General features: G+C 60.7%; 24 protein-coding genes. 9 read left to right on the plus strand and 15 right to left on the minus strand.

The annotated features are described in order from the left end of the window. Window positions 1–302: 302 nt before the first annotated feature. Complete coding sequence (locus tag K5E37_RS10855) at window positions 303–2,477, minus strand: TonB-dependent siderophore receptor (protein WP_221533797.1); 2,175 nt, start codon at window positions 2,475–2,477, stop codon at window positions 303–305. A 129-nt stretch (window positions 2,478–2,606) separates the two neighbouring features. Between K5E37_RS10855 and K5E37_RS10860 the strand changes: the two genes are divergently transcribed. Beyond that, the gene (locus tag K5E37_RS10860) at window positions 2,607–2,870 is read left to right on the plus strand and encodes a hypothetical protein (protein ID WP_221533798.1); all 264 of its coding nucleotides are present in this window, start codon (window positions 2,607–2,609) and stop codon (window positions 2,868–2,870) included. Window positions 2,871–2,881: 11 nt separating this feature from the next. Next, window positions 2,882–3,322: a hypothetical protein gene (locus K5E37_RS10865; protein ID WP_221533799.1), complete on the plus strand. Its 441-nt coding sequence runs from the start codon at window positions 2,882–2,884 to the stop codon at window positions 3,320–3,322. 123 nt (window positions 3,323–3,445) lie between these two features. On the opposite strand, the gene K5E37_RS10870 is transcribed toward K5E37_RS10865, so the two are convergent. From K5E37_RS10870 to K5E37_RS10890, 5 genes are all read right to left on the minus strand, one after another. Further along, window positions 3,446–3,865: an organic hydroperoxide resistance protein gene (locus tag K5E37_RS10870; RefSeq protein ID WP_221533800.1), complete on the minus strand. Its 420-nt coding sequence runs from the start codon at window positions 3,863–3,865 to the stop codon at window positions 3,446–3,448. Window positions 3,866–4,165: 300 nt separating this feature from the next. Then, on the minus strand, window positions 4,166–5,083 hold the full coding sequence (locus tag K5E37_RS10875) for an AraC family transcriptional regulator (RefSeq protein WP_007955179.1): 918 nt from the start codon (window positions 5,081–5,083) through the stop codon (window positions 4,166–4,168). 81 nt (window positions 5,084–5,164) lie between these two features. Further along, on the minus strand, window positions 5,165–5,422 hold the full coding sequence (locus K5E37_RS10880; RefSeq protein ID WP_085604265.1) for an Atu4866 domain-containing protein: 258 nt from the start codon (window positions 5,420–5,422) through the stop codon (window positions 5,165–5,167). Window positions 5,423–5,447: 25 nt separating this feature from the next. Further along, window positions 5,448–5,660 carry a hypothetical protein gene (locus tag K5E37_RS10885; protein ID WP_221533801.1) on the minus strand — a complete coding sequence of 71 codons (213 nt, stop codon included), beginning with the start codon at window positions 5,658–5,660 and terminating at the stop codon, window positions 5,448–5,450. A gap of 177 nt (window positions 5,661–5,837) precedes the next feature. Next, window positions 5,838–6,602, minus strand: a complete 765-nt coding sequence (locus K5E37_RS10890; protein ID WP_007955177.1) for an SDR family NAD(P)-dependent oxidoreductase — start codon at window positions 6,600–6,602, stop codon at window positions 5,838–5,840. 284 nt (window positions 6,603–6,886) lie between these two features. On the opposite strand from K5E37_RS10890, the gene K5E37_RS10895 reads away from it, so the two are divergent. Together K5E37_RS10895 and K5E37_RS10900 are read left to right on the plus strand one after the other, a co-directional pair. Continuing rightward, a complete protein-coding gene (locus K5E37_RS10895) occupies window positions 6,887–7,831 on the plus strand; it encodes an AraC family transcriptional regulator (protein WP_221533802.1) in 945 nt (314 codons plus the stop codon). 180 nt (window positions 7,832–8,011) lie between these two features. After that, the gene (locus tag K5E37_RS10900; protein ID WP_085604259.1) at window positions 8,012–8,746 is read left to right on the plus strand and encodes an SDR family oxidoreductase; all 735 of its coding nucleotides are present in this window, start codon (window positions 8,012–8,014) and stop codon (window positions 8,744–8,746) included. 90 nt (window positions 8,747–8,836) lie between these two features. On the opposite strand, the gene K5E37_RS10905 is transcribed toward K5E37_RS10900, so the two are convergent. The 4 genes from K5E37_RS10905 to K5E37_RS10920 all read right to left on the minus strand — a co-directional run bounded on the left by K5E37_RS10905 (window position 8,837) and on the right by K5E37_RS10920 (window position 13,931). Beyond that, a complete protein-coding gene (locus K5E37_RS10905; RefSeq protein WP_221533803.1) occupies window positions 8,837–10,189 on the minus strand; it encodes a cytochrome c in 1,353 nt (450 codons plus the stop codon). 17 nt (window positions 10,190–10,206) lie between these two features. After that, the gene (locus K5E37_RS10910) at window positions 10,207–12,456 is read right to left on the minus strand and encodes a molybdopterin cofactor-binding domain-containing protein (RefSeq protein WP_221533804.1); all 2,250 of its coding nucleotides are present in this window, start codon (window positions 12,454–12,456) and stop codon (window positions 10,207–10,209) included. Then, entirely contained in the window at window positions 12,456–12,911 is a 456-nt protein-coding gene (locus K5E37_RS10915) for a (2Fe-2S)-binding protein (protein WP_039772180.1), read from the minus strand. Before K5E37_RS10915 ends, K5E37_RS10910 begins: the two co-directional genes overlap by 1 nt. Before the next feature lie 87 nt (window positions 12,912–12,998). Then, window positions 12,999–13,931, minus strand: coding sequence for an AraC family transcriptional regulator (locus K5E37_RS10920; RefSeq protein WP_221533805.1), 933 nt, complete (start codon window positions 13,929–13,931; stop codon window positions 12,999–13,001). 231 nt (window positions 13,932–14,162) lie between these two features. On the opposite strand from K5E37_RS10920, the gene K5E37_RS10925 reads away from it, so the two are divergent. Then, window positions 14,163–15,371: an MFS transporter gene (locus K5E37_RS10925; RefSeq protein ID WP_221533806.1), complete on the plus strand. Its 1,209-nt coding sequence runs from the start codon at window positions 14,163–14,165 to the stop codon at window positions 15,369–15,371. Between the two features lie 199 nt (window positions 15,372–15,570). Here the strand turns inward: K5E37_RS10925 and K5E37_RS10930 are convergent, their stop codons facing one another. From K5E37_RS10930 to K5E37_RS10945, 4 genes are all read right to left on the minus strand, one after another. Continuing rightward, on the minus strand, window positions 15,571–16,569 hold the full coding sequence (locus K5E37_RS10930; protein WP_221533846.1) for an NADP-dependent oxidoreductase: 999 nt from the start codon (window positions 16,567–16,569) through the stop codon (window positions 15,571–15,573). Between the two features lie 67 nt (window positions 16,570–16,636). Next, window positions 16,637–17,506 (minus strand): alpha/beta fold hydrolase, encoded by an 870-nt coding sequence (locus K5E37_RS10935; protein WP_221533845.1) that lies wholly within the window; start codon window positions 17,504–17,506, stop codon window positions 16,637–16,639. A gap of 82 nt (window positions 17,507–17,588) precedes the next feature. Then, the gene (locus K5E37_RS10940; protein ID WP_085604232.1) at window positions 17,589–18,377 is read right to left on the minus strand and encodes an SDR family oxidoreductase; all 789 of its coding nucleotides are present in this window, start codon (window positions 18,375–18,377) and stop codon (window positions 17,589–17,591) included. Window positions 18,378–18,416: 39 nt separating this feature from the next. Further along, complete coding sequence (locus K5E37_RS10945; protein ID WP_221533807.1) at window positions 18,417–19,517, minus strand: alkene reductase; 1,101 nt, start codon at window positions 19,515–19,517, stop codon at window positions 18,417–18,419. A gap of 148 nt (window positions 19,518–19,665) precedes the next feature. On the opposite strand from K5E37_RS10945, the gene K5E37_RS10950 reads away from it, so the two are divergent. Next, complete coding sequence (locus K5E37_RS10950; protein WP_221533847.1) at window positions 19,666–20,262, plus strand: TetR family transcriptional regulator; 597 nt, start codon at window positions 19,666–19,668, stop codon at window positions 20,260–20,262. Between the two features lie 126 nt (window positions 20,263–20,388). Next, the gene (locus tag K5E37_RS10955) at window positions 20,389–21,009 is read left to right on the plus strand and encodes a TetR/AcrR family transcriptional regulator (RefSeq protein WP_039772195.1); all 621 of its coding nucleotides are present in this window, start codon (window positions 20,389–20,391) and stop codon (window positions 21,007–21,009) included. Between the two features lie 25 nt (window positions 21,010–21,034). Here K5E37_RS10955 and K5E37_RS10960 read toward each other — a convergent pair whose 3' ends face one another. After that, window positions 21,035–22,495, minus strand: coding sequence for an efflux transporter outer membrane subunit (locus K5E37_RS10960; protein WP_221533808.1), 1,461 nt, complete (start codon window positions 22,493–22,495; stop codon window positions 21,035–21,037). A 190-nt stretch (window positions 22,496–22,685) separates the two neighbouring features. On the opposite strand from K5E37_RS10960, the gene K5E37_RS10965 reads away from it, so the two are divergent. Both K5E37_RS10965 and K5E37_RS10970 read left to right on the plus strand, forming a co-directional pair. Next, a complete protein-coding gene (locus tag K5E37_RS10965; RefSeq protein WP_085604223.1) occupies window positions 22,686–23,795 on the plus strand; it encodes an efflux RND transporter periplasmic adaptor subunit in 1,110 nt (369 codons plus the stop codon). Next, window positions 23,792–26,881, plus strand: a complete 3,090-nt coding sequence (locus K5E37_RS10970) for an efflux RND transporter permease subunit (RefSeq protein ID WP_221533809.1) — start codon at window positions 23,792–23,794, stop codon at window positions 26,879–26,881. The genes K5E37_RS10965 and K5E37_RS10970 overlap by 4 nt, the downstream gene beginning before the upstream one ends. Window positions 26,882–26,883 lie beyond the last annotated feature (2 nt).

A 26,883-nucleotide genomic window follows, 5' to 3' on the forward strand; every position in this document is an offset into this window, starting at 1 on the left:
GCGGATGCCGGTGTCTGCTGCGTCGCCAGCGCCGGTAATGCCACCGCCAGGGTCGCGGCCATGGCCCCCGTCGTGATCAAGCCACGACGCGTGGTTCCGTTTTTCTCGTCAGTCATTTTGAACACCCATTGAGTTATTGAAGTCGCACAGGCGGCGCAAGGCTGCTGCCCTGGCCGAAGGCAATCTTTGGGCAAAGGAAAGCCGCTGAATACCAGACATGGGTTTTCGAAATTAACGCTTTGGTATGTAGGTGTGGCGGGAGGAATCTTGGCGGGGTTGGCGCGTCCCTGCGCCCGGACAGCTTAGAAGGTGTATTTGGCCGTCAACATCATGTTGCGCGGCGTGCCATAGCTGTCGCCGCCGTAGCTGACGGAGTTGGCGATGGTGGAGTAGTACTTGCGGTCGAAGATGTTGTTGGCGTTGAGTTGCAGGTCGAGGTTGTCATTGACCCGGTAGCCGGCCATCAGGTCGGTCACGGCGTACGCGCCTTGCTTGAGTCGGTAGTTGCCGCCATCAAGCAGTTCGATGTCGTTGTACATGCGGCTCTGCCAGGAGATGTTGCCGCCCACGCGCAGTTTTTCCAGCGGGCCCTGGAAGTTGTAGCCGGTGGTCAGTTTGAACAGGTGTTCCGGCGTGTCGGTGTCGAACTGCTTGTTGACGTTCTGCGGGTTCTCCGCGTCTTTGATGGTATGCGTGCGGGCGTAGGTGTAGCCGCCGCCGATCTGCCAGTTGTCGGTGAGCGCGCCTTGCAGTTCGAAGTCGATACCCTGGCTGCGGATCTCGCCGGAGGCCTCATAGCAGGAAGACTGCGGGCAGTTCGGCACGAACACTTGTACCGCGCGGTTTTCCTGATCGACACGGAACACGGCGAGGCTGGCGTTCAGCGCGCCGCCCAGGTATTCGCCCTTGATGCCGACCTCGTAGTTCTTGCCCACGATCGGCTTGACCGGGTTACCCGAGGTGCCCTTGTTGCTCTGCGGGGTGAAGATGTCGCTGTAGCTGGCGTATACCGAATGATGGTCGTCCAGCTCGTAGATCAGGCCGGCGTAGCGGGTGACGTTGCGGGTGACTTTGTAGTCGCCGTCACCATCGCGGTTGTCGTAGTCGTACCAGTCCAGACGTCCGCCGAGGATCAGCTTCAGCGGGTCGGCCAGGCTCAGGCGGGTGGTCAGGTACACGCCGTCCTGAGTGGTGACTTCACGCCCGTTGTCGGTGTGGACGAAGTCCGGTTTGCCGGCGTTGATCGGCCAGTTGGTGTCGTACGGCGAGTAGTTGTGGGTGGTCAGGTCGTAGATGCGTTTGCTGGCGCCTACCACCAGTTCATGGCTACGTCCGAAGGCTTCGAACGGGCCGCTGAAGAAGGCGTCCAGACCGGCCTGGTTTTCATCGGCCTTGGACTGGTAAACCGTGCGGGCCAGGGTGTTGTTGACCCAGCGCGACTGGTACGAGCCGGAGAACAGTGCGTTCTGCTCGGAATAGTTGGCGTTGACCTGCAGCTTCCAGTCGTTGGCCAGTTGCTGACGGATCTCGGCGAATACGGTGTTGATCTCTTGATCTTTGTCTTCCCAGGAAGTGCCGGGGTTATACGAGCGCGGCAGGTCGAGGTGATGGCCGTCGAGGCCGATCATTGATGAACCCCAAAAGTAGTTGGTCCTGTCCTTTTGGTGCGAGAAACCGAGGGTCAGGGTGGTGTCGTCGCTCAGATCGGCTTCGGTGACGGCGTAGAACAGGTTGTGTTGCTCGTCGACGTCATCGATGAAGCTGTTGGCGTCGTGGTAGGACGTGACCACCCGGCCGCGCAGTGTGCCGCTGTCGTTGAGCGGGCTGGAAGCATCGAGCTCGCCGCGATAGTTGTCCCAGGTTCCGGCGGCGCCGGTCAGGGTGACGCGCTGCTCGGCCAATGGCCGTTTGCGCACCAGGTTGATCGCCGCCGAAGGGTTGCCGGCACCGGTGACCAGACCGGTCGCGCCCCGAACGACTTCAACCCGATCGAACATCGCCAGATTCGGCTGGGAGCCGACGTTCACGCCGTTGTATCCACTCGGAATGCCGTCGTACATCAGGTTGTCGATGTCGAAACCGCGGGCTTTGTAGGACTGCCGGCCGGGGCCGTTGGAGTAGTCGAGGAACAGCCCTGGCGTGGCGTTGACCACGTCGTTGATGCTGGTCATCGCCTGATCGTCCATGCGCTGGCGAGTGATGACGGTGACGGCTTGCGGGGTTTCGCGCAGGGTCAACGGCAGTTTGGTGGCGGTGGCCATGGTGCCGGTGGTGTAGGAGTCGGAGCCTTCGGTGGTGCTGCCCAACTGGGTGGATGTGATGGCGGTCGCGCCGAGTTCGAGGGTGGCGGGCGGGGCAGAGTCTTGCGCCTCGCGGGTTTCATCGGCCAGCGCCGGGGTCATGACGGCCATGCAGATGGCCATGGACAGGAGATTGCGTGACGGGTTGAAACGACTCTGCGAGGTGGGGCGCGACATTGAGGCTTCCTGATTTTAAATAGCAAACAAAGAGCAGTTGAGAATCATTGCCAATAATTGTGTCAGGGTTTTTTACAGCGACAAAGCGATTCGTGAAAAAAATGTGAAATCGCGCAACGGGAGAGGGCGATGGGCTGGAGTCGTTATGGAACCGCTCAAGCACGGACGTTGCAGCACAGCCAACCGAAAAGCCGTTTGTCAGTTTCCAATGCAAACCAACGGGTTGGCGTCTATTTTTGTGGCCGGGTCAGCCAAATGACAGGAGAAATTCTGAAGTCATTGAAGCGAATTCGAACTGGCCCCGTGACGTTGATTTCAGGATGGATCTTGAATGAGGCGCGGAGCGTCGCCCAGGCGATGCGCAACGGAAACCCGCGCCTTTTAACTCGTTAAGGAGAACGCAGATGGCAATCAGCCGAGTCACCGAAACAACCGATAAAACAGCGCTGGTCCAAGCCGAGGTGTACCGCTGGTACAACCTCTTTTTCCCGTGGTCGCGCGGCGTGGCTTCCCAGTCGGAAGACGCGATAAAGCCTTTGTACGAAGCCCTGGCGAACGATTTCCGGGTGGTGCTCACGGACGGTCAGATCATGGACCGGGAGAACTACTGGGAGCGCCTTTGGGGCCTGCACGGCAAGCGTGCCGGAAGCCCCGAATCGCACATCATCAATCTCTCGATCACGCCACTTCCCGGTGACTGCTTCCTGACGGTTTTCGACCTGGTCAAGAACGGGATCACCAAGAAAAAAGTCGACTCGGCGCTGATGCGCCTCGACCCGGATTCACCGTCGGGAATCTCGTGGATTTACGTCCACGAAAGCGAGCACGAGACGTCGTTCGCGTAAATCATTCAATGACCGTTCGCTCCTCTGGTTATTTGAACCGCAGGAACGGCATCGCTCCAACCCTGTAAAAAAAACCGCCCGAAGCCGTGCATCGGGCGGTTTGCAGGATCAAACAGGGTTGATTCAGATCAACCGCAGGTTTACGTCGATGTTGCCGCGAGTGGCCTTTGAGTAAGGACAGGTCTGATGCGCAGCGTCCACCAGCGCTTGAGCAACCGAAGGCTCCAGCCCCGGCAGGCTGACAATCAAGCGCGCCTGAAGAAAGAATGCATCGCCGGCCTTGCCCAGATCGATTTCGGTTTCGACCGCCACATCCGCCGGAAGCCTGATCTTCTGTGCCGCGGCTGCCTTGCCCATGGCGCCGATGAAGCAGGCCGACCAACCGGCTGCCAACAGTTGTTCCGGATTGGTGCCGCTGCCATTTGAACCGGGTGGCGAGAGCTTGATGTCCAGGTTGCCGTCCGAACTGCGCGACGCGCCATCGCGCCCGCCAGTGGTGCGAGTCTTGCCGGTGTACAGCACGGTGTCGAGTTGATTGATCATGGAAATACCTGCCTGAGTGATGGTTGATGTCGGACAGTGAAGGTTCCGATGGCTCACACTTTTGCATTGGCATGTACCCGGGATGTGTCGTGCAGCGGCGTTTTTGTATCGCTCTGTAGCCTGGCCTGGACATCGGGGACGCGGCAGGCCATTGGTTCCTGTCGTTTATCACGTGGCGATACGCATTGATGGCGTACAGAGGTCGCTGTGCATTGCGCAATAGGGCAGGCTTGCGTCTGCCTGCCTCTTTCGCGATCCGGGCGGATAACCGTTCCCCGCGTCTGCGTCAAAGTGCGGGATTTACCCAGTGCGACGCGTGCGGCTGGCATCTTTGGAAGGTGGGCAGCCAAACTGGCGACTGTATTCCCGGCTGAATTGCGACGGGCTTTCGTAGCCCACACGATAACAGGCGCTCGCCACGTCCAGCCCTTCGCCGAGCAACAGACGGCGGGCTTCCTGCAGGCGCAGTTGTTTCTGATATTGCAGCGGGCTCATGGCCGTCACTGCCTTGAAGCGATGATGCAATGTGGAGTTGCCCAAATTGGCGACCCGGGCGAGTTCTTCGATGCGCAAGGGTTGGGTGTAGTGGTTGTTCAACCAATCGATTGCCCGCGTTACCCGGCGCGTTTGCGAGTCGCCGAGGGCAAGCTCATACAGACGACGGCCGTGCATGCCGCGTAGAAGGCGGTAATACAGCTCCCGCAGGGCCAAAGGTGCCAGCATGCCGATGTCTTTCGGGGTGTCCAGCAGTCGGACCAGTCGAAGCATGGTTTCCAGCAGGGGCACATCGACCCTTTCAAGGAAAAGGCCCAATTCCGGCTCGTCCGGTACGCCCGAGGGCGGAGCGTCGGCGATGACCTGCGCAATTTCCGTGGCCTCGAAATCGAACCGGATACACAGGTAGGGCGATTCCGGACTGGCCTTCAGCACGCGCCCGGCAACCGGGAGCGTCACCGAGACCACCAGGTAACTGAGCGGGTCGTAGAGGTAATGATCATCACCCAGGCTGATCTCTTTTTGTCCTTGCACGATCAGGCAAAGTGCCGGTTTGTGCACGGTATGGATCAGCTCCGAAGGTGCATCGAAACGAATCACATGCAGCGGAGCTATGGCGGTCTCATAGATCCCGGGTGTGGTAAACCGTTGCGTCAGCAGGCGAACCAGTTCGTCACGGTAGATGGCGGTGTTCTGAAGGATGAAAGCATCGCTCTGTTCCATTTCAAGGCTCTCACAAGTGTTCATGAGCGTCTGCCCGGAACTGCCCGGGCAGACGATATTCACCCGACATCATGAAAGTACTCATTGCCGATACAGGATCATTCCGGCGTGATACAGCACGTCGTCATGAAAGTGGCCATCAGCGGTGAAGCCGGTGTCGTCCCAGTACTGGATGTAATCACCAACCAGTTCGTAGCGGCCCTGATAGGCGCTCTTGTTTTTACCACGGGCCTCGTCGTAACGACCAGTCGTCAGAAGCTCATGACGGATGAATCCATCCGCGGTGACCCACATGCCTGCGTAACGATGATCCTGAGTGGTTTGTCTGGCATTTTTCATCAGTTTTTCTCCTCTATTTTCAGACTCAGCCGATACGACCCAAAGCCGTGCGATCAGCGCCGTCTTCGGCAACGCGGAACCCTGGAGTGCGGTCACTGCCGCCTTCACTCACGCGCATGCCGGGAGTTCGATCAGCACCGTCAGCGGCCAGGTACAGGCCGGTCGAGGAAAGGTTGATCGCGCAGGCCACCATCGCGCCGATCAACAGTGAAAGGGAAAGCCGTTTTGCGTTTTTCATTGTTCAGTCCTCATTGACGTTGTTCATCTGAACGGCCTGCCGTGGCCTGTGTGTGCATCCGTTGCGTGCTTTCAGATTACGTAGCCGAGCGCAGCGGTGTTAGGACGAAACTGCCGCAGATTTGCCTGATCCTCTCGGGCTGGTCGGGCATGCCGTGCGGCGCGTTTGTGCTGCGGCTCAGCCGGCCGTGACAGTCATGCCTCCGTCGGCCATGACCACCGAACCGACCATGAAGCTGGCCCGATCCGAGGCGATGAACGCGACCACTTCGGCGATTTCTTCCGGTTGGGCGGCGCGGCCGATCGGCGCCGCTTCGCCATGTTGGGCGAGAAAGGCAGGGCCGTCGTCGACCACATTGTTGAGGATGTTGGTCACCACATCGCCGACACCGACAGCGTTGACGCGGATGCCGTGGCCAATGACCTCAAGCGCCAGGGTGCGCGTCAATTGGGCCAGCGCGCCTTTGGAAGCGGTGTAGGCGGCAATGGTGGGGAAGGCGAAATAGGAAGCGTAGGACGCGATGTTGACGATCGATCCGGACTTGTTGGGCATCATCGCTTTGACCGCCTCCCGGCTATGCAAAAAGGCCGCCGTGGCGTTGACCGCCTGAATGCGTTCCCAGTCTTCGCGGGTCATGTCGATGACCAGTTTGTTGATGATGATGCCGGCGTTGTTGACGAGAATGTCCAGCCGACCGAATTGCTCGACGGCCAGGGCGACCGCGCGTTCGGCTGCTCCGTCCTGAGTGATGTCTGCCACCAGGGGGATCAGGCCTGGGCGGGCCAGCGCTTCAACCTCAGGGTTTATATCTTCAGCAATGACCTGGGCGCCGCGGGCATGCAGCAGCAGTGCGATGGCCTTGCCGATGCCACTGGCCGCGCCAGTGACCAGCGCAACTTTACCGGCCACTTCGTTTGGGGTGCTGTTCTTGAAGTCGTTCATGATGTTCTCCAGCGATTTGATCGAGTAGCGACAAGCCGTGTTGGCGCCGGCGAGGCGCTGTCATCGGCGACAGGCCCACTGTCTCGCAGCGAAGCGAAGTCGGCTTTCGTGGGATTGCCCGCGCTGTCGGGGTTTTGCGCTGAATGTCAGTGAGGAAGGTTCGGTGCTCGATTCAATCCACGGCAAAAGCCCGATATCATCGAGCCGGTCTGCTGACGCGGTGTGCGGGCAAGCATCCAAGACCTGTCGGGCTTGGCACAGCCGAATCTGAAAAGGACGAGTTCATGGCAAATACCGGGCGTACCTCCCAGGAACAGATGTCGACATCTTCTCGAGACTTGCGCATCACCGGCGAGTCGATGGCTGAGTTCCTGCCAGGCGAACCGCAGGCGTTACCCTCGCGCCCGGAAATCACGGATGTTGTGATTCAGCTGTTCACCCATCGCAGTGTTACCGAACCCATTCTCGTGCCTGCAGTGGTGGAGCCGTTGCTCGTTCTGGTTCTGGCCGGGGCGGCCAGGGTGGAGGAGCGCGCATTGGGTGGCGAGTGGGAAGCTGCGCAGGTCAGTGCCGGCGATTTTTTCCTTACCAGTTCCGATGAGCCGTATGAAATGCGCTGGCAGACGCACGGAGGCGATACCTTCGAAGTCATGCATCTTTATCTCGGGCTGCCGCTGATCGAGCAAGCGTCTCGAGAGCTGTCGGGTCAGCACGCAGGGTCTGTGCGTTTGCGCGATGTTTCAGGGGCACGGGACGGGCGCGTCGCGTTTGTCATGGAGCAGTTGCGCACCGAGCTGCTCCTGGAACGCTCGCCCAGCGCGCTTTTCGCCCGCTCTCTGGCGCAGGCGCTGGCCGTGCATCTGGTGCGCAGCTATCTCGATGAAGGCCAGCCCGGGCGTCGGGTCAATGCCTTGCAAGCCTACAAATTGCGCAAAGTCACGGACGCCATGAGCGCGCATCTGAGCGCTGAATTCAGCCTGGCCAAACTGGCCAGTCTTGCCGAGCTGAGCGAGTACCACTTCAGCCGCCTGTTCAAGCGGGCGACGGGGCTTTCGCCGTCGCAGTACTTCATTCGCTTGCGCATGGCTCGCGCGCGGCACCTGTTGCTGAAAACCCGCCTTAACGTCATCGATGTCGGACTGGAAGTCGGCTACTCAAGCCCCAGTCACTTCTCTCAGATCTTTCGGCGTGAAGTGGGCGTAACGCCTAGCGAGTTCCGTGGGGCTTGAGCGCCGCTGCGTTTCAGGTTTGCAGGCGATGCACACAGACACGAATAGGCAAAAGTTGCGCAGGTTTCGGCACGCGTCGACGAGGCTCGTGCCCTTAATCTTTTCGACGTACCCCGCAGTAACGAACGCGTCTTCAGCGGTCGGTGCTGAACTTCAATGCAGACAGCAGGAGCTACGGATATGTCGAACATTCAAAACAAAGTCGTCCTGATTACCGGTGCAAGCAGTGGTATTGGCGAAGCAGCGGCCAGGTTGATCGCCGCCAAAGGCGCGCATGTGGTTCTCGGCGCCCGCCGTACCGAGCGTCTGGACAAACTGGTCAGCGAGATCCAGGCCGAAGGGGGCTCCGCAAGTGCCTGCGCACTGGACGTTACGGATCTGCAATCGATGCACGCCTTCGTGGCATTCGCCAAGACGCAACATGGCAAGGTCGATGTGATCATCAACAACGCGGGGGTGATGCCTTTGTCTCCGCTGGCTTCGTTGAAGGTCGATGAATGGAACCAGATGCTCGATGTCAACGTTCGCGGTGTGCTGCACGGTATTGCCGCCGTCTTGCCGGACATGCAGGCGCAGGGCTTCGGGCAGGTCATCAATATCTCGTCCATTGGTGGCCTGGCGGTTTCTCCGACCGCTGCGGTCTACTGCGCGACCAAATTCGCAGTCAGGGCTATCTCGGATGGCTTGCGCCAGGAAACGGACAAGATCCGGGTGACCGTGGTGTGCCCGGGTGTGGTCGAGTCCGAACTGGCCGATACGATTTCCGATGAGGTGGCACGCGAGGAAATGAAAGCCTTCCGTCGTGTGGCACTCAATGCAGACGCCATTGCGCGAGCGCTCGCCTATGCCATCGAGCAGCCTGACGATGTTGATGTGAGTGAGATTGTGGTTCGCCCGACCGCCAGTCCACACTGAGCAGTCTGGGGGCAAGGCGCGCTCGCCGGCGGCTAGCCAGTCCCGCGCCGTGCGCGGGACCCGCAAGTCGATGTTTTATCAATCTCTCCTCTAGCGCATCTGCAGGATGATCGGACTGCTGCTGGCCGGATCGGTGTGCTCACGTAGCTTGCCCACCGTCTGCGCATCAACGGCACTGCCGTGGTTGCCCCAGGTGCTGCGCATGAAGGTCAGCACTTCGGCGATCTGCTGATCCGACAGCTGCTCACGGAAGGCCGGCATGCGATAGGCATCCGGCACGCCGGCCGCCACCACACGTTGCGCGCCATTGAGGGTGATGTTGATCGCCGAGGCGCTTTCCTTGGCCAATGCCGAGGTGGCGCCCGCCAGCGGCGGCATCCATTGCGATTGACCCTTGCCGTCCAGACCGTGGCAAGACGCACAGCGTGTCACGTAGGTATGCGCACCGGGCGAGTCCAGACGTTGCGCTGCCGAAACCGCTTGGTACTGCCAGGGTGCGCCATCCCGTTCACGATCGCCGGGAAGCGACTTCAGGTAGTGGGCAATCGCGGTCAGATCATCATCGCTCATGAACTGCGTGGAGTTGTTGAACGCCTCGGTCATCGAGCCGTAGACCACCGCGTGCTGGTTGCGACCGGTCTTGAGGAACTGCACGATCTCTTGCTCGCTCCAGCGGCCCAGCCCGGTGTTGTGATCATCACGCAGGCTCGGTGCGTACCAGCCATCGAGCAGGGCGCCGGCGAGGTATGGCTTGCCGGACTCATCCAGTGCCTTCTCGTTGAACGCCAGGCTGCGCGGCGTGTGGCAACTGCCACAGTGCCCGGCGCCCTGCACGAGATAAGCGCCACGGTTCCATCGTTCATCCTGCGTCGGTTTGGTCACATAAGGTTCGGCGTCAACAAATACACCGCTCCACAGCGCAATCGGCCAACGCAGGTTCAGCGGAAACGGAATCGCACTGGGGATGTTCGCCTGTTTGACCGGCGCTACGCCTTTCATAAAAAACGCATACAGCGCTCGTACGTCTTCATCACTGAGCTTGGCGTAGGACGGGTAGGGCATCGCCGGGTACAGACGGCGACTGTCGGGCGCCACGCCGTGGCGAACGGCACGGTCGAAGTCCGCCAAGCTGTAGTGGCCGATTCCGGTTTCCGTGTCCGGGGTGATATTGGTCGCATGGATCGCGCCCAGCGGTGTGGCCATTTCCAGCCCACCGGCGAACGGCGCGCCATCCGGCACGCTGTGACAGGCCACGCAATCACTCAACCTGGCGACGTATTCGCCCCGAGCGACCAATGCCGGGTCGATGTCGGCCACGGCGATCTGGTGGTTTTCCAGGCGCGAGACGGGCTCGCGGGTGACATACCAGGCCAGCAGGCCTGCCGCGACCAGACACGGCACGGCCAGCCAGCCAGCGGTTCTTGCGAATCGGCTGTTATTCATGAACGCTCCGGCGCTGATCAGGTGAAGGTGTGTCGGCTCAGGGGCAGGCTGCGCACCCGCTGACCGGTTAGCGCTGCCACCGCGTTAGCGACAGCGGGCGCGACCGCAGGCAATGGCGGTTCACCGATGCCACCCATTTTTTCCCCGCTCTCGACCACACGCACATGAACCCGTGCCATCCGCGCAGGCGGCAGGATCGGATACAAGTCGTAGTTACGCGCCCGGGGTTTGCCATCGATCCACACGGCTTCTTCCACCAACGTCTGCGACAGACCCAGCGCCACGGCGCCATTGACCTGAGCCTCGACAATCGCCGGATTGACGATGCTGCCCGGATCAATCGCCTGCCAGATGTCATGCACCTTGACCTGGCCGTTCTCTATGGACACCTCGGCGATCACCGCCGTCTCGGTACCGAACGGCGAAGCCATGGCCACGCCGCGTGCACGTTTGCTGCCATCCTCGGCGGTAAACGGCCCGCGCTTCCAGCCTCCGGACAGTTCACCCACCGCTTGCAGCAGCGTGGTCAGGCGTTTGTTGTCACGCAGCAAATGCAGGCGCAGCTCGAATGGGTCTTTGCCCCCCTTGTCGGCCAGTTCATCGAGGAACGATTCATAGAAGAAGTCGTTGAGGGAATTACCCACCGAGCGCCAGTAACCGAGCATGGCCGGGCCTTTGACGTAGATCTGCGCGATGCGCTTGTTGGGGATCGCGTAGGACTTGCCCGACAAGCCTTCAAGCGCAGTCGGGTCGAGCTTTTCACCTTGCTTGCCGGCGAGGGCTTCGGTCGGCCCTTCGGTGGCACTGACCGCTTCGATTGCCAGCGGCCAGCCGTCGTTGTCCAGTGCCGCGCGGAAATTCACGGCGGCAACCGGGCGAAGCACGTCACGCAGGAACTCTTCTTCACGACTCCAGATCAGTTTGACCGGGCGGCCAACCGCTTTCGCCAGCGCGATCGCCTGAGGATAGGGACTGGCCGAGTCGTAGAGAAAATGCCGGCCGAAGAACCCACCCAACAACGGCGAATGCAAGGTGATGCGCGACGGATCCAGCCCGGTGCGTTTGGCGATGTCGGCGCGGAACATGTCCGGCGCCTGATTCGGCAACCAGACTTCCAGCGAACCGTCCGGATTGAACCGGGCCAGCGCTGAAGGCGGCTCCAGTTGGCCGTGGTTCAGGTATTGGTTGTGGTAAGTGGCGTCGATCCGGGTCTTGGTCTCCTTGAGAATCGAAGCCACATCGCCCTCATGTTCATCGTCTCTGGCGGGGCTTTTATCTTCAGCGAGGCGCTTGAACCAGGCATCGCTGGAAAAGTCGGCGGGCATCGGCCGCACCTGGCTGTCTGCGGTGGGTTCCTGCCAGTCGACCTGAATCGCTTCTACCGCACGCTTTGCATGCCACCAGCGCTCGGCAACCACCGCCACAGCGCCCGGCAGACGATGCACGGAATGTACGCCTTTCATCGCCTTGACCTGGTCTTCGTTGCGCAGGTTGCCCACGGTCATCCCCAGGCGCGGGGCATGTTGAACGGCGGCATGCAGCATGTCGTCAACCTTCAGATCGATGCTGTACAGCGCCTTGCCCGTGGACTTGTCGTAGGCATCGAGGCGCTTCACCGGTTTGCCGATCCAGCGGAACTGACTCGGATCACGCAGCTTCACAGAGGCCGGATCGGGAACCGGCAGATCCATCGCGCGCTCGGCCAGTTCACCGTAGGCCAGCGAGCGGCCCGACTTGGCGTGCACGACTTTGCCAGGCTCGGTGGTCAATTCACTTACCGGCACGCCGAGTTGCTGCGCGCCCGCCTGCAACAACATGGCGCGGGCGAGGGCGCCGAGGCGGCGCATCACCGGATAGCTCATGCGCACCGACATACTGCCGCCGGTGATGCGCATGCCGTTTTCCATCACTACGTAGGCTTCTCCGGGCGGCGCTGCTTCGACCAGGAAGGTTGCCGGGTCGGCATCCAGTTCTTCACCGACGATCTGCGCCATCGCAGTGAACGTCCCTTGTCCGCCTTCCATGAACGGGCAGAGCAGGCGCACCCGATTGTCCGGGCGGATCTCGAGAAACGCCGGGACCTGTGTGCCGCGCTCGGCAGTCGCTGCCGCTGCCGCTTGTACCCGTGTCACACCGAGTGGCAGACCGAAGCCGAGCACCAGTGCGCCGACGGCGGTACCGGTCAGGAAACGTCTGCGCGACACATTGATCGGTTCCTGCAGATCCAGGACTGAAGCGTGTTGTGAAGGATCGATACGAACGTCCATCACGCGTCCCCCTTGCCGGCAAGTTCATGCACGGCGGCATGAATGGCGTTGTAAGTACCGCAGCGGCACAGATTGACCATCGCCGCCTCGATCTGCGCATCACTCGGTTTGGGGTTCTGCTTGAGCAGCGCGGTGGCGGCCATTACCTGTCCGGACTGGCAGTAGCCGCACTGGGCGACCTGCAGATCGACCCAGGTCGAGACGACTCGTTTGCCCACGTCATCGCTTTCGATGGCTTCAATGGTGGTGACCTCGCGGCCAACCACACCGGCCACTGGCGTGACGCACGAGCGCACGACGTTGCCGTCCACCAGCACCGAGCAGGCGCCGCATTGCGCCAGCCCGCAGCCGTACTTGGTGCCGGTCATGCCCAGATCATCGCGGATCACCCACAGCAAGGGTGTATCGGCGTCGGCATCGACCTGATAGGTCTTCTGGTTGATTCGTAGTTCCATGATTCACCCGCTGATCATCGGTTGACGTGCATTGTTATGAGCGGTGACACGCGGCGGGGCGCATCATCGGTGACGCTGGTTGTTCGTTCAATTCGCGACTGTGCCGAGCGCTTCTGCCTCGAAGGGCTGCCCGCGCAAAAGAGCCATGTCGCGACTCGGTGCGGTGCCGAACAGCCGGCCATATTCGCGGCTGAACTGCGAAGGACTTTCATAGCCGACCGCAAACGCCGCCCGCGACACGTCCAGGCGCTCGACCAGCATCAGCCGCCGGGCTTCGTTGAGCCGCAGCCATTTCTGGTACTGCAGCGGACTCATGCCGGTGAGCTGGCGGAAATGATGGTGAAAAGTCGGCGCGCTCATCTGCACCCGCGCGGCCAAATCATCGATGCGCAGGGCATCGGTGTAGTTGACCTTGAGCCAATCAATCGCCTTGGCGATGCGATAACCCTGACCGTCGACGGCAGTGATCTGCCGCAGCCGCGGGCCTTGGTCGGTATGGAGCAGCCGATAGTGGATCTCGCGCAGAATCAGCGGTGCCAGGACCGGGATCGCCTCGGGTTCATCGAGCAATGCCAGCAGGCGATCGAGCGCGTCCTCCAAAGCTGACGACAGGCTGCCAATCGCAGCGCCCGTACCCGTTGATGGCTGGCGTTTCGCGGGCAAGCCGCTCTTGGTAATGACCTCGGCAAGCATGCTGACATCCAGCTTCAACACGAGGCCGACACAGGGCTGTTCAGGACTGGCGAGCATCACTTCGGAGTTGGCGGGCAGATCCAGTGAAGTGACCAGAAACCGCGACGGGTCATAGCTGTAGCCCTCACCGCCGACCCACAAGCGCTTTTCGCCGCGACCCACAAGAATCAGGCTGGGTTCGATCATGCACACAACGGGTGGTGCCGGTTGGTCGCGACGAAACAGAGACAGACCGGGTATCGACGTGGCGAAGTCGCCCGGTGCGTTCACACGCGGGTCGATGTGCCGTGCCAAAGGTGATTCCTGGGGCAGAGGGGTCGGGATCATGTGGGCTCACTCCTTTGACCGAACTCTAATGCGCGCGCGCGACGTTTCCTATCCATGACCCTGCATCGCTAGAGGATCAGGCAAGCATTCAAGAGGAATGCGCTAGGGAAGCACCGGACTGACCGGGAGAATGTGTCTATCTGTTACAGGGGCACTGCCCGGATAGGCGACAAACTGTTTGCCCCTGCGCATCACCCCCCCCACACGTTTTTCGCACCACAGGTAGTTCCCATGACGTTTCCTTCTACAGATCCTTCTAAAAGAACAGGCGGCTGGAGCGCCGTGCTGGCGATGTCGTTAGCGGCATTCGCTCTGGTCGCTTCAGAGTTCATGCCTGTCAGCCTGCTGACGCCGATTGCGGCGGACCTGCACATCACTGAGGGCCAGGCCGGGCAGGGGATTTCCGTGTCCGGTGCCTTTGCCTTGATCACCAGTTTGTTGATCGCCTCGGTCGCCGCTCGCATCGAACGCAAGCAGCTTCTGCTGGGCCTTACCCTGCTGATGATCGTCTCCGGTACGGTCGTCGCACTCGCCCCAGGCTACCCGTCATTCATGTTTGGACGTGCGCTGATCGGGATTGCGATCGGTGGTTTCTGGTCGTTGTCGGCGGCGACTGCCATGCGCCTGGTGAAGCCTGAACAGGTTTCCCGCGCGCTGGCCATCGTCAATGGCGGTAACGCATTGGCCACGGTCATCGCCGCTCCGGCGGGCAGCTTTCTCGGCTCGTTGATCGGCTGGCGCGGTGCATTCTTCTGTGTGGTTCCGGTCGCGGTGCTTGCCGCCGTGTGGCTGCTGATCAGCCTGCCGTCCTTCAAGGCCGAACGCCAGGCAGGTAGCGGCAACGTTCTGCGTCTGATGAAGCAATTGCCAGTGGCCTTGGGCATGGTCGCCGTGAGTGTCTTTTTCATGGGGCAGTTCATGCTGTTCACCTATCTACGGCCCTTTCTTGAAGGCGTGACTGGCGTCAGTGTCTCAACCTTGTCCTTCATGCTGCTGGGGCTTGGAGTGGCAGGTTTTATCGGCACCTTTCTGATCGAACGGTTTATGGGTCGCGGCCTCTACCGCACGCTGACTGCCATTCCACTGATCATGGCGGCCATCGCGCTGGCGTTGGTCAGCTTCGGCAAATCACCGGTGCTGACCGCCGTGTTGCTCGGAATCTGGGGGCTGGTCGCCACGGCCGCGCCGGTTGGCTGGTGGACGTGGCTGGCGCAGACGCTCCCGGATGATGCGGAAGCCGGAGGCGGCTTGCTGGTGGCCATCGTCCAACTGGCGATCGCCGGCGGTGCAATCATTGGCGGTCTGGCCTTTGATTTGAGCGGCTACAAAGCCACCTTCGAGCTTAGCGCCGCTGTCCTGGTCGCCGCGTCTGTGTTGGCCTGGCTGGCCGGACGCAATGCCACGGAAGTTCATCTTGTCGAGCCGAACGCGACAGCCTGACGAGATCACCTGCAACCGGTTTCGCCTTATGGCTCAAGCATCAAACTGCGCCAAACGATAACGGGCGGTTCAACCCGCGCAACATCCGGTTGCGGCGCTTGCTGTTCCTGCACCTCTGGCGAAATCACTTCGGATGATGAGCGCTCAAGCAGTAAAAGCTGTGCAGTTTCTATGGTCGACTCATGAGTAGGCGGCGTGGTCATTTGAGCGCAACAACGACCTTGCCCTTGGCGCATCCCTGCTCAACGTACTTCAATGCTTCAGCCGTTGATTCAAAGGGGAAGGAACGATCAACCACTGGTTTGATGATCCCGTCCTCCACGAGCGCGGTGATGTGTTGCAGTTGAGCGCCATTGGCCCGCATGAACACGAACGCGTAGCTGACATCCTGCTTGCGCGCTTTGCGACGAATGCCAAGGCTCAGCAGGCGCATGACTTGCTGCAATGGCCAGGACAACCCTTGCTCCCGCGCGAACTGCACAGTGGGTGGGCCCGAGATGGAAATGAGTTGACCACCGGGTTTCAGGACCGCGAGTGATTTCTCCAGCACGTCGGCGCCAAGGCTGTTCAGCACCACGTCGTAGTCACGCAGCACATTTTCGAAGTTCTGTTGTTTATAGTCGATGACTAGATCGGCCCCCAGCGCTTTGACCCATTCGACATTGGCGGTGCTGGTAGTCGTGGCGACAAACGCACCGAGGTGTTTGGCAAGCTGAATCGCAATTGTGCCGACGCCGCCGGAACCCGCGTGAATCAGCACTTTCTGGCCCTTTTGCAGCCGGGCGGTTTCAACCAGTACTTGCCAGGCGGTCAGTGCAACCAAGGGCAGGGATGCGGCTTGTGCCATGTCGGTATTGGCGGGTTTCAGGGCGACCGCGTTTTCGTTCACGGCGATCAATTGGGCGAACGTCCCGATCCGCGCTTCGGGCGGGCGAGCGTATACCTCGTCTCCCGGTTTGAAGCGTGTCACCTGCGGGCCGACTTCAACCACAACCCCCGCCAGGTCATTGCCCAGGATCAACGGAAAGGCGTAGGGCAGGATCAGTTTGAACTCGCCTTTGCTGATCTTCGAATCCAGCACGTTGACGCTGCTCGCATGGACCTCGATCAAGACGTCGTGGGCACCGACTGCAGGGGCGGGCGCTTCGCCAATGCGTCCGGGATTCTTGCCATAGCCATCAATCAGAAATGCTTTCATCGTGGTGCGGCTCTTGCTGGTTGTACGGAGGGTAGTCGGTGGGTTGCGGTGTTGCTGCGTGACGTGGTCAAGCATCGAGAAACGCCTGCGCCTTGGCCACAAAGTCGGCGTGATGCTGGAAAATCCCACCGTGCCCGGCATCCTCAAAAATCACCAACTGTGCGTTGGGGATAAGCCTGGCCAGTTCAAACGAGTTAACGCTGGGCACCATGATGTCGTTGTCGCCGTTGACGACCAGCGTCGGCGTGCGCAAGCGTCCAAGCGCTTGTTGCGGTTGTCTGCCCCACGCGGTGATGGCTTTCAATTGCCGCAGGAAAGCGCGGGGCGTCGGGCCCTTGTCGCGATTTTTCTTGCGTGCCTTGAGGCGTCTTAAATACTGCGAGGCAGACCGTCGCCCATTGGCCGACGAGGTGAAGAAAAGGTAGAACTTGGGATCGCGCAGGGTCAGCAAACCTTTGAGGATCAATGGCCATGAAACTGTGCCGACCTTGTCTATGCCGGTGCCGCCCGCCGGTCCAGTACCGGTCAGAATCAACCGGCGTACCAAGTCAGGCGCCTTGAGGGCAATGTCCTGAGCGACGAAACCTCCGAGGGAGAAACCGAGCACATCCACGGTTTTCAGCCCCAGCGCCCTGATCAGCTGGATGGCATCGTCGGCCATTTCGCCCACCGTCAGTGGCGCGGTTCCACCCGAGTTGCCGATGCCGCGATAGTCGGTGGTGATGACGCGTCTGGTTTGCGCCAGGCCATCGATGATCGCGGGGTCGAAGTTGTCCAGTACCGCGCCCCAATGGTTGAACAGTACCAGGGGCATGCCGGTTGCGGGCCCAGTGTCGCGATAGGCGAAGGGAATGCCGTTGACCGTGATCGACTGGTTCGCCGCGTCGACGAATGACGGCGGCGCACCCGAGAGGGGATTTGTCTGCATTGAATTCATTGTCACTCCGGACAGCGGGCAGGATTCGATGCAATGCCAGGTGCCTGCATCGAATCTGCCGCGAATGCTCGCTAGCAAAAAATCACTGTGGCGTCTGATAGCGCTGGGCAACCGCAGACTGGCGAATTTGCCCCAGCAGGCCCTGGCGTGCGCCCTGCAGGTCATCCCAGCGCTCGGCTTCGTGCAGCGGCGGGATGGTCACAGGTTCGCGGCGATCGAAACCGACCAGTGCGGCATCCACCAGATCACCCACTTCCATGATTTCGCTCAGGGTGTTGATGTCGACGCCGGAGCGATCCCAGATTTCCGTGCGAGTGGCGGCGGGCAACACGGCCTGCACGTAGACGCCCTGAGGCGAGAGTTCCAGGCTCAGGCCCTGGGACAGGAACAGCACGAAGGCCTTGGTCGCACCGTAGACGCTCATGCCGAACTCCGGCGCCAGGCCCACCACCGAACCGATGTTGATGATTGCGCCGTCGCCGGCCTTGGCCAGGCGTGGGGCGATGGCGCTGGCGAGCCGCACCAGCGCCGTTGTGTTCAGGGCGACCAGTTGCGCAACGCTGTCGGTGCTTTGATCGACGAAGTGGCCGGACAGCGCGGCGCCGGCGTTATTGACGAGAATGCCGATGCGGGCGTCGTCGCGCAGGCGGCTTTCAACGGTGGTCAGATCGCTGAGTTGGGTCAGGTCTGCCGGGATGACATCGACGGCGACGTCGTGCTCGCTGCGCAAGCGCGCTGCCAGTGTGTCCAGGCGAGCCTGATCGCGGGCGACCAGTACCAGATCGTGGCCACGTTTGGCGAAGCGTTCGGCATAGACGGCGCCGATACCGGTGGAGGCGCCGGTGATGAGAACAGTAGGGCGAGTGCTCATGGGGTATCTCTTTTTCAGGAGGTGAGAAACGGAACGCGCTCAGCTTGCGCTGACGCTCGATTCAGCGAGAGCCGGGTAGTCGATGTAGCCCGCCGCGCCGCCGCCGTAGAGGGTGGCGGGATTGAACGCGGACAGCGGCGCGCCCTGCTTGAGGCGCTCCACCAGATCCGGGTTGCCGATGAACGGTCGACCGAAGGCGATCAGGTCGGCCTGGTCTTCGGCGAGCCGCGCGTTCGCCAGGTCCAGGTCATAGCCGTTGTTGGCGATATAGGTGTTTTTGAAGCGTTGGCGCAGGGCCCCGAAATCGAAAGGGGCCACGTCGCGCGGGCCGCCGGTCGCGCCTTCGACCATGTGCAGATAAACCACACCGAGGGCGTCGAGTTGCTCAACGACGTAATTGAATTGCGCCTGCGGATCGCTGCTGGATACGCCGTTGGCCGGCGACACGGGAGACAGACGCACACCGGTGCGATCCGCGCCGATCTCATTGATGACGGCCGCCGTCACTTCGAGCAACAGACGTGCACGATTTTCAATCGAACCGCCGTAAGCGTCGGTGCGCAGATTGGCGTTGTCTTTGAGAAATTGATCCAGCAAGTAGCCGTTTGCACCGTGAATCTCCACGCCGTCGAACCCGGCGGCGACCGCGTTGGCCGCGGCCTGGCGGAAATCGGAGACGATCCCCGGCAGTTCGCTGGTTTCCAGGGCGCGGGGTTCGGAGACGTCTTCAAAGCGGTTGTTGACGAACACTTTGGTCGCGGCACGCAGCGCAGAAGGGGCCACCGGTGCGGCGCCGTTTTCTTGCAGGTCAACGTGTGAGACGCGGCCGACATGCCACAGCTGCAGGAAGATTTTTCCGCCCTTGGCGTGAACCGCATCGGTGACCGTGCGCCAACCGTCTATCTGCGCCTGCGTGTAGATCCCGGGGGTGTCCTGATAACCCTGGCCCTGTCGGGAAATCTGCGTCGCTTCGCTGATCAGCAAACCGGCGCTGGCGCGCTGGCTGTAATAGACAGCCGCGAATTCGCTCGGGACAAAGCCCTGGCCTGCGCGGTTGCGTGTCAGCGGTGCGAGAACAACGCGGTTCGACAGCGTGAGACTGCCCAGGGTGTAAGGGGTGAACAGAGTCTGCTTGGTCATCTGATGAATCTTCCGTGCCCGTTGATGGAGATCGGTGGGTGCGAAATTAGGATGATGATCGAAATCTAAACTGTCAACAGTTTTGATTATGGCCAACATCTATGTATCATCGGACGCAGGAAATCCCGCTGAACACGAGGTATTGCACGTGAGAGTGACCAAGGCCCAGGCGCAGGCCAATCGAGAACACATCGTTGAGACGGCCTCAGAGCTGTTCCGTGAGCGTGGCTTTGACGGCGTCGGTGTGGCGGATCTCATGGCGGCTGCCGGTTTCACACATGGGGGCTTCTACAAGCATTTCGGGTCGAAGGCCGACCTGATGGCCGAAGCTTCGGCCTGCAGTCTCGGCAAATCGTTGACCGGCGCCCAGGCGCTCGATGTTCCCGGTTTCATCAACGTCTATGTGAACAGAGAACATCGCGACGGACGCGGCAGCGGTTGCACGATGGCCGCACTGTGTGGCGACGCGGCGCGTCAGTCGGACGATGTGAAAGCAACGTTTGCCGAAGGCATTGAACGCACCCTGCAAACTCTGGGGGAAAAATATCCGACAGGGCCGGATGCTGGGGAGGGCGAGGGGAGAAAGAAAATGATCGACTTGCTGTCGCGTGCGGTCGGCGCAATTGTCTTGTCACGCGCCTGTCCGGATGATTCCGCCCTGGCGGATGAAATCCTTGAGGTATGCCGCGCCGAAATGTTTGCTTCATTGCCGGTGTTGCCGGTCGATGAAGTAGAAACCTTGTAGAAGGACTGATCCGCCCTGTTCGATGACTTGAACGTCAGCCCGTTTTCAGCCAGCCGGTTTTTCGTGAAATATGTACTCTGTTGGTCACGATTTGTAAGACCTCGACAGGCTGAGTAAGCTACGCCCATGAATCAGCCATCGATATCTTCGCCCGGCCCACGTGGCCCAGTCGATCACGACATTCGTGATCAGATTGTCGCGGCAGCCAATGAACACTTCAGCCAATACGGCTATGGCAAAACCACGGTTTCCGATCTGGCCAGGGCCATCGGTTTTTCCAAGGCGTACATCTATAAATTCTTTGATTCCAAGCAGGCGATCGGCGAAGCGATCTGCTCAAATTGTCTGGGGCAAATGGTTGCAGCGGTCGAACAGGCTGTTAACGCAGAGGCGATTTCGCCGACCGAGCGTTTACGCCGGCTGGTGAAGACCGTGATTGCCACGGGTGTGGACCTGTTCTTCAATGATCGCAAGCTTTACGACATCGCGGCATTCTCGGCAGCGGAGCGTTGGCCAAGTGCTCAGGTGTATGAGGAGCAGATCAAGCGCTTTATTTTCGACATCGTGCGTGAAGGGCGAGAGCTCGGAGAGTTCGAGCGCAAGACTCCGCTGGACGAGACCGTCGAGGCGATTCATCTGGCGCTGCGTCCCTTCGTCAACCCGTTGCTGCTGCAGCACAATCTCGATTTTATCGAGGTAGCGCCCACGCTGACCTCGAACCTCATTTTGCGCAGCCTGATGCCCTGACCTGAAAGCGATCTGGTGGTGCTGCTCAGCGTGCCGCTACAGGTTGTGATTCAGTGGGTTGCCAGCCACCACCAAGTGACTTGAATACCGCCACCGCCGCACGGGCCGATTCCGTCCGCGCCTGCGCTCTGGCGTCGGAGGCCTGCAACAGTGTTTCGTCGGCGTGCAGGACATCAATCAGGCTCGCGGTGCCTTTTTCATAGGCGGTGAACGAGGACTGGCGAGCTTGAGTCAGCGCGGCTTCGCCGCCGGTAAGGGTGGTGGTCTGGGCTTGCCGATTCACCAGTGAGGACACCGCGTTCTCTACATCTTCGGTGGCACGCAGTACCGACTGGCGATAGGCCGCCAATGCTTCTGATTCCTGACCTTTGGCCTGATCGATCCGGGCGTTGATGCGTGCGAAGTCGAAAAGCCGCCAGCGCAAACCCAAGACACCGGCAGACTGGCTTGCGCCACCAGTGAAAAGATTGCCGCCGGAGACGGCTGTCGCGCTGCCCAGCAAGGCGCTGAGAGAAAATTTCGGGTAGTACTCGGCAATCGCTTCGCCGATACGCGCGTTAGAGGCCGCAAGGCGGCGTTCGGCCACGATCAGGTCCGGTCTGCGCCGCAGCAGATCTGCCGGTGTGCCCAGCGCAGTCAGCGACGGCACATCGGGAATTTCGTCCTCACGTGCCAGTTGCGTGCGGTGAGTGCCGGGAGGCGTGCCGAGCAGTACGTCCATCGCATTCATTGCTGCTTCCAGACCGCTTTGCAGTACCGGAGCGGTCGCCTCGACTTGCGACAACTCACCCTCGGCCTGGCGCACCTGATACTCCGCGGCCAGACCCTTGCCGTAAAGCAACCGGACCTTTTCCAGCAACGCGCGCCGAGTATCGACTTGCCGGTTGGCGATGTCCAGCCGCGCCTGTAATCCGCGCAGGGTGATGTAGATATCGGCCGTTTGCGCAGCGATCGCCAACCTCGTCGCCGTGAAACCGGCTGCTGAGGCCTGATACTCAGCCAGTGCCGCCTCACGCCCGCGGCGCAGTCCGCCAAAGACATCGACTTCCCAGCCCGCCTCGAGATTGGCCTCGTAGGCATTGCCGTAACGGTCATAGCCGGGTGTTGAATTCAACACCTGGCCCAGTGGCGTCTCGACGGACTGATAAGCGCGTGCCGCCTGTGCGCTGATGTTCGCCGAGGGCAGCAGTGCTGCATTTGCGACGCCCAGGCCGGCCTTGGCCTGGGTGACGCGCGCTGATGCCTGTGCAAGGTCCAGATTCTGCTGCAAGGCCTGGTCGATGAGGTTGCTCAGTAGCGGATCGTTAAAGCTTTCCCACCAGGCGGCAAGGCTGTCCGGTGTCGATCCGGATCGCGGTTCGACAGCAGACCGCGCCAGGTAATGATCTGAAAGCGGGGCGTCTGGACGATGGTAATCCGGACCCACCGCACAACCTGCCATGAGGCTGGCGCTAACCAAAAGAGCAATCGGGCGCAGGGGAGGCATCGGCATTCCTTAACGAGATTTTTGTGACCATATTAAGCAATGGTCACAGCGTGTCAATTAAGGCTTGAAAAGGCAATCACGGCATAAATGATAAAACTGGAGCGTCGAATACCTCATTTAATGTGACTGTTGACGATATTGGTCACAAAGATGAGAATATGATGATCATCCTATTTCAGTAAGTGAACCTATGCGCCGGCTTCGAATTTCCCCCATTGCCGCATGCCTGTTGCCACTCGCCCTGGCGGCGTGCGGTGATTCCTCATCCGTTGCAGACCCGCGCACACAGGCGCCTCTGGTCAGGTTCACCGCCGTTCAGGCTGCGGCTGACGGTTCTCGCACCTTCACGGGAGTGGTGACGGCGCGCATTCAGGGCGATCTGGGGTTTCGCGTTTCGGGCAAGGTGCTCGAGCGTCTGGTTGACACGGGGCAGAGCGTCAAACGCGGTCAGCCGCTGATGCGGCTCGACCCCATCGACCTGGGGTTGCAGGCACGCGCGCAGCAGGAGTCGGTCACCGCCGCCCGGGCCCGGGCCAGGCAGACAGCCGATGACGAAGCCCGCTATCGCACTCTGGTCAGCGCCGGCGCCATTTCCGCATCGGCCTACGATCAGATCAAAGCCGCCGCAGATACCGCCAAGGCGCAACTCAGCGCTGCTGAAGCGCAAGCGGACGTAGCCCGCAACGCTTCCGGTTATGCGGTGCTGGTCGCCGATGCCGACGGCGTTGTGGTGGAAACACTCGCCGAACCCGGACAAGTCGTCAGCCCTGGACAACCGGTGGTTCGACTGGCGCGGGCAGGGCAGCGCGAGGCCATCGTGCACTTGCCCGAGACGTTGCGCCCCGCAGCAGGATCCACCGCGCAAGCCACGCTCTATGGCGACGCCTCGGGTGCTGTTACCGCGAAACTGAGGTTGCTTTCCGATTCGGCAGATCGCACGACGCGTACGTTCGAGGCGCGCTACGTACTGGAAGGCGCGCTGGCCAATGCGCCGATAGGTTCGACAGTCACCCTCAGAATCGCCGAGGGTTCGACACCTGCCGCATCGTTGCAAGTGCCTGTTGCCGCGCTTTACGACGCGGGTCAAGGTCCTGGCGTGTGGGTCATCGACGGCACACCGCCAACCGTGACCTGGCGAGCGGTTCGGGTGCTGGGGTTGAGCGACGATTCGGCCCGAGTCGCTGGCGATCTCCGGGTTGGCGAACAGATTGTGGCGCTGGGCGCTCACCTGTTGCGCGAAGGTGAAGCAGTAAGAATGCCCGTGCCTGATGCGGCGACCGTTGCCGGGAGTCGTCCATGAGCGAGGGCCTATTCAACCTCTCTGCCATCGCCGTTCGCGAGCGTTCGATCACGGTCTTTCTGATTTTCCTGATCGCCGTTGCCGGCACCCTGGCGTTCTTCCAGCTGGGGCGTGCCGAAGATCCTCCGTTTACGGTCAAGCAGTTGACCGTCATCACGGCGTGGCCGGGGGCGACCGCACAGGAGATGCAGGATCAGGTCGCGGAGCCACTGGAAAAGCGCCTGCAAGAACTCAAATGGTACGACCGCTCGGAAACCTATACGCGGCCAGGGCTCGCTTTCACGATGGTCTCGTTGCTCGATAGCACGCCGCCCTCGCAAGTGCAGGAAGAGTTCTATCAGGCGCGTAAAAAACTCGACGATGAAGCGATCAAGTTGCCGGCGGGCGTCATCGGGCCGATGATCAACGACGAGTATTCGGACGTGACCTTTGCGCTGTTCGCCCTGAAAGCCAAGGGCGAGCCGCAGCGTCTGCTGGTCCGCGATGCGGAGTCCATGCGCCAGCGCCTGTTGCATGTGCCGGGGGTGAAGAAGGTCAACATCATCGGCGAACAAGCCGAACGAATATTTGTTTCCTTTTCGCATGACCGGTTGGCGACCCTGGGCTTGTCACCGCAGGACATCTTCGCCGCGCTGAACAGTCAGAACGCACTGACCCCGGCCGGATCAATCGACACCAGCGGGCCACAGGTTTTTCTGCGCCTCGATGGTGCGTTCGACAAGCTGCAAAAAATCCGCGACACCCCTGTAGTCGTGCAAGGGCGGACACTCAAGCTGTCTGATGTGGCGACTGTCGCACGCGGTTATGAAGACCCGGCTACCTTCCTGGTGCGCAATAACGGCGAAGAGGCGCTGTTGCTCGGTGTGGTGATGCGTGAGGGCTGGAACGGTCTTGATCTGGGCAAGGCGCTGGATGCCGAGACCGTCAGGATCAACGAGGAAATGCCCTTGGGTATGACCCTCTCGAAAGTCACCGACCAGGCAGTGAATATCGACTCCGCCGTTGGCGAGTTCATGGTCAAGTTCTTTGTCGCGCTGCTGGTGGTCATGCTCGTCTGCTTTCTGAGCATGGGCTGGCGCGTTGGCGTGGTGGTCGCCGCTGCGGTGCCGTTGACCCTGGCGATCGTGTTTGTGGTGATGGCGGCCACCGGCAAGAATTTCGACCGTATTACCCTCGGGTCATTGATCCTTGCGCTTGGTTTGCTGGTCGACGATGCGATCATTGCCATTGAAATGATGGTGGTGAAAATGGAGGAGGGCTACGATCGCATCAAGGCCTCTGCCTATGCCTGGAGCCACACGGCGGCGCCGATGCTGTCCGGAACCCTGGTGACGGCGATCGGTTTTTTGCCCAACGGTTTTGCTCAGTCCACGGCCGGCGAATACACCAGCAACATGTTCTGGATCGTTGGCATAGCTCTCATCGCTTCGTGGGTCGTGGCAGTGGCGTTCACCCCTTATCTGGGCGTGAAACTGTTGCCGGATATCAAGGCGGTGGAGGGTGGACATGCGGCGATCTACAACACGCCGCGATACAACCGCTTCCGCCGGGTTCTGACCCGGGTCATTGCCCGCAAATGGCTGGTCGCGGGCATGGTCATTGTGCTGTTCTTTGTGGCCGCTGCGGGTATGGGCCTGGTGAAGAAACAGTTCTTCCCGACCTCTGACCGTCCTGAAGTCATGATCGAAGTGCAAATGCCCTACGGCACTTCCATCGAGCAGACCAGCGCCACGGCGGCCAAGGTCGAGGCTTGGCTGCACCAGCAGGATGAGGCGAAAATCGTCACGGCCTATATCGGTCAGGGGGCGCCGCGTTTCTTTCTGGCGATGGCGCCGGAGCTGCCCGATCCGTCGTTCGCCAAGATCGTTGTGCTGACCGACAGTCAGGAGGCACGGGAAACCCTCAAACTGCGTTTTCGTGACGCGGTCGCTCAAGGGCTTGCCCCTGAGGCGCGCCTCAGGGCATCGCAGATTGTGTTTGGTCCTTATTCGCCATTTCCGGTGGCTTACCGGGTGATGGGGCCTGATCCGGCAAAGTTGCGCGTGATCGCCGAGCAGGTGCGGGGCGTGATGCAAGACAGTCCGATGATGAGAACCGTGAACACTGATTGGAGCCCGCTGACTCCATCGTTGCATTTCAATTTGGATCAGGACCGTCTGCAGGCAGTGGGGCTGACATCGACTGCGGTTGCACAGCAGTTGCAGTTCCTGCTCAGCGGAGTACCGATCACGGCGGTGCGTGAGGACATTCGTTCTGTGCAGGTCATGGGGCGGGCAGCGGGCGATATCCGGCTCGATCCGCAGCAAATCGAAGGCTTCACCTTGGTCGGTGCGGCGGGGCAGCGTGTCCCGTTGTCGCAGATAGGCGAGGTCGATGTGCGCATGGAGGATCCGATCCTGCGCCGGCGTGATCGCACCCCGACCATCACCGTGCGCGGCGACATTGCCGAAGACTTGCAGCCACCGGACGTTTCCAGTGCGCTGCTGAAGCAACTGCAGCCGATCATCGAGAAACTGCCTTCCGGTTACCGGATCGAGCAGGCGGGCGCGATTGAAGAGTCCGGCAAGGCCGGCAAGGCAATCCTGCCGTTGTTGCCGATCATGATCGCCATGACCCTGGTCATCATCATTGTGCAGGTCCGTTCGATCTCGGCGATGATCATGGTGTTCCTGACCTCGCCGTTGGGCTTGATTGGCGTGGTGCCGACACTGCTCATTTTCAATCAGCCGTTTGGCATCAATGCGTTGGTCGGGTTGATTGCACTGTCGGGGATCCTGATGCGCAATACGCTGATTCTGATCGGTCAGATCCATCACAACGCGCAAGAAGGGCTGGATCCGTTTCATGCTGTCGTCGAAGCCACGGTGCAACGTGCGCGACCGGTACTGTTGACAGCCCTGGCGGCGATCCTGGCGTTCATTCCCCTGACACACTCGGTGTTCTGGGGGACGCTGGCCTATACCCTGATTGGCGGTACGCTCGTCGGCACCGTCATGACGCTGGTGTTCCTGCCCGCGATGTACTCGATCTGGTTCAAGATCGGTCCCGACGCCAGGGCGCGGGCTGCAATAGTCAAACCGATGTAGCG

The sequence above is a fragment of the Pseudomonas sp. RIT778 genome (genome assembly GCF_019718735.1).
Taxonomy (GTDB): domain Bacteria; phylum Pseudomonadota; class Gammaproteobacteria; order Pseudomonadales; family Pseudomonadaceae; genus Aquipseudomonas; species Aquipseudomonas aphyarum.

Coding starts and splice junctions, on each gene's coding strand:
- K5E37_RS10855 (WP_221533797.1), bottom strand. CDS start 2,477: ATGTCGCGCCCCACCTCGCAGAGTCGTTTCAACCCGTCACGCAATCTC.
- K5E37_RS10860 (WP_221533798.1), top strand. CDS start 2,607: ATGGGCTGGAGTCGTTATGGAACCGCTCAAGCACGGACGTTGCAGCAC.
- K5E37_RS10865 (WP_221533799.1), top strand. CDS start 2,882: ATGGCAATCAGCCGAGTCACCGAAACAACCGATAAAACAGCGCTGGTC.
- K5E37_RS10870 (WP_221533800.1), bottom strand. CDS start 3,865: ATGATCAATCAACTCGACACCGTGCTGTACACCGGCAAGACTCGCACC.
- K5E37_RS10875 (WP_007955179.1), bottom strand. CDS start 5,083: ATGGAACAGAGCGATGCTTTCATCCTTCAGAACACCGCCATCTACCGT.
- K5E37_RS10880 (WP_085604265.1), bottom strand. CDS start 5,422: ATGAAAAATGCCAGACAAACCACTCAGGATCATCGTTACGCAGGCATG.
- K5E37_RS10885 (WP_221533801.1), bottom strand. CDS start 5,660: ATGAAAAACGCAAAACGGCTTTCCCTTTCACTGTTGATCGGCGCGATG.
- K5E37_RS10890 (WP_007955177.1), bottom strand. CDS start 6,602: ATGAACGACTTCAAGAACAGCACCCCAAACGAAGTGGCCGGTAAAGTT.
- K5E37_RS10895 (WP_221533802.1), top strand. CDS start 6,887: ATGGCAAATACCGGGCGTACCTCCCAGGAACAGATGTCGACATCTTCT.
- K5E37_RS10900 (WP_085604259.1), top strand. CDS start 8,012: ATGTCGAACATTCAAAACAAAGTCGTCCTGATTACCGGTGCAAGCAGT.
- K5E37_RS10905 (WP_221533803.1), bottom strand. CDS start 10,189: ATGAATAACAGCCGATTCGCAAGAACCGCTGGCTGGCTGGCCGTGCCG.
- K5E37_RS10910 (WP_221533804.1), bottom strand. CDS start 12,456: ATGGACGTTCGTATCGATCCTTCACAACACGCTTCAGTCCTGGATCTG.
- K5E37_RS10915 (WP_039772180.1), bottom strand. CDS start 12,911: ATGGAACTACGAATCAACCAGAAGACCTATCAGGTCGATGCCGACGCC.
- K5E37_RS10920 (WP_221533805.1), bottom strand. CDS start 13,931: ATGATCCCGACCCCTCTGCCCCAGGAATCACCTTTGGCACGGCACATC.
- K5E37_RS10925 (WP_221533806.1), top strand. CDS start 14,163: ATGACGTTTCCTTCTACAGATCCTTCTAAAAGAACAGGCGGCTGGAGC.
- K5E37_RS10930 (WP_221533846.1), bottom strand. CDS start 16,569: ATGAAAGCATTTCTGATTGATGGCTATGGCAAGAATCCCGGACGCATT.
- K5E37_RS10935 (WP_221533845.1), bottom strand. CDS start 17,506: ATGAATTCAATGCAGACAAATCCCCTCTCGGGTGCGCCGCCGTCATTC.
- K5E37_RS10940 (WP_085604232.1), bottom strand. CDS start 18,377: ATGAGCACTCGCCCTACTGTTCTCATCACCGGCGCCTCCACCGGTATC.
- K5E37_RS10945 (WP_221533807.1), bottom strand. CDS start 19,517: ATGACCAAGCAGACTCTGTTCACCCCTTACACCCTGGGCAGTCTCACG.
- K5E37_RS10955 (WP_039772195.1), top strand. CDS start 20,389: ATGAATCAGCCATCGATATCTTCGCCCGGCCCACGTGGCCCAGTCGAT.
- K5E37_RS10960 (WP_221533808.1), bottom strand. CDS start 22,495: ATGCCTCCCCTGCGCCCGATTGCTCTTTTGGTTAGCGCCAGCCTCATG.
- K5E37_RS10965 (WP_085604223.1), top strand. CDS start 22,686: ATGCGCCGGCTTCGAATTTCCCCCATTGCCGCATGCCTGTTGCCACTC.
- K5E37_RS10970 (WP_221533809.1), top strand. CDS start 23,792: ATGAGCGAGGGCCTATTCAACCTCTCTGCCATCGCCGTTCGCGAGCGT.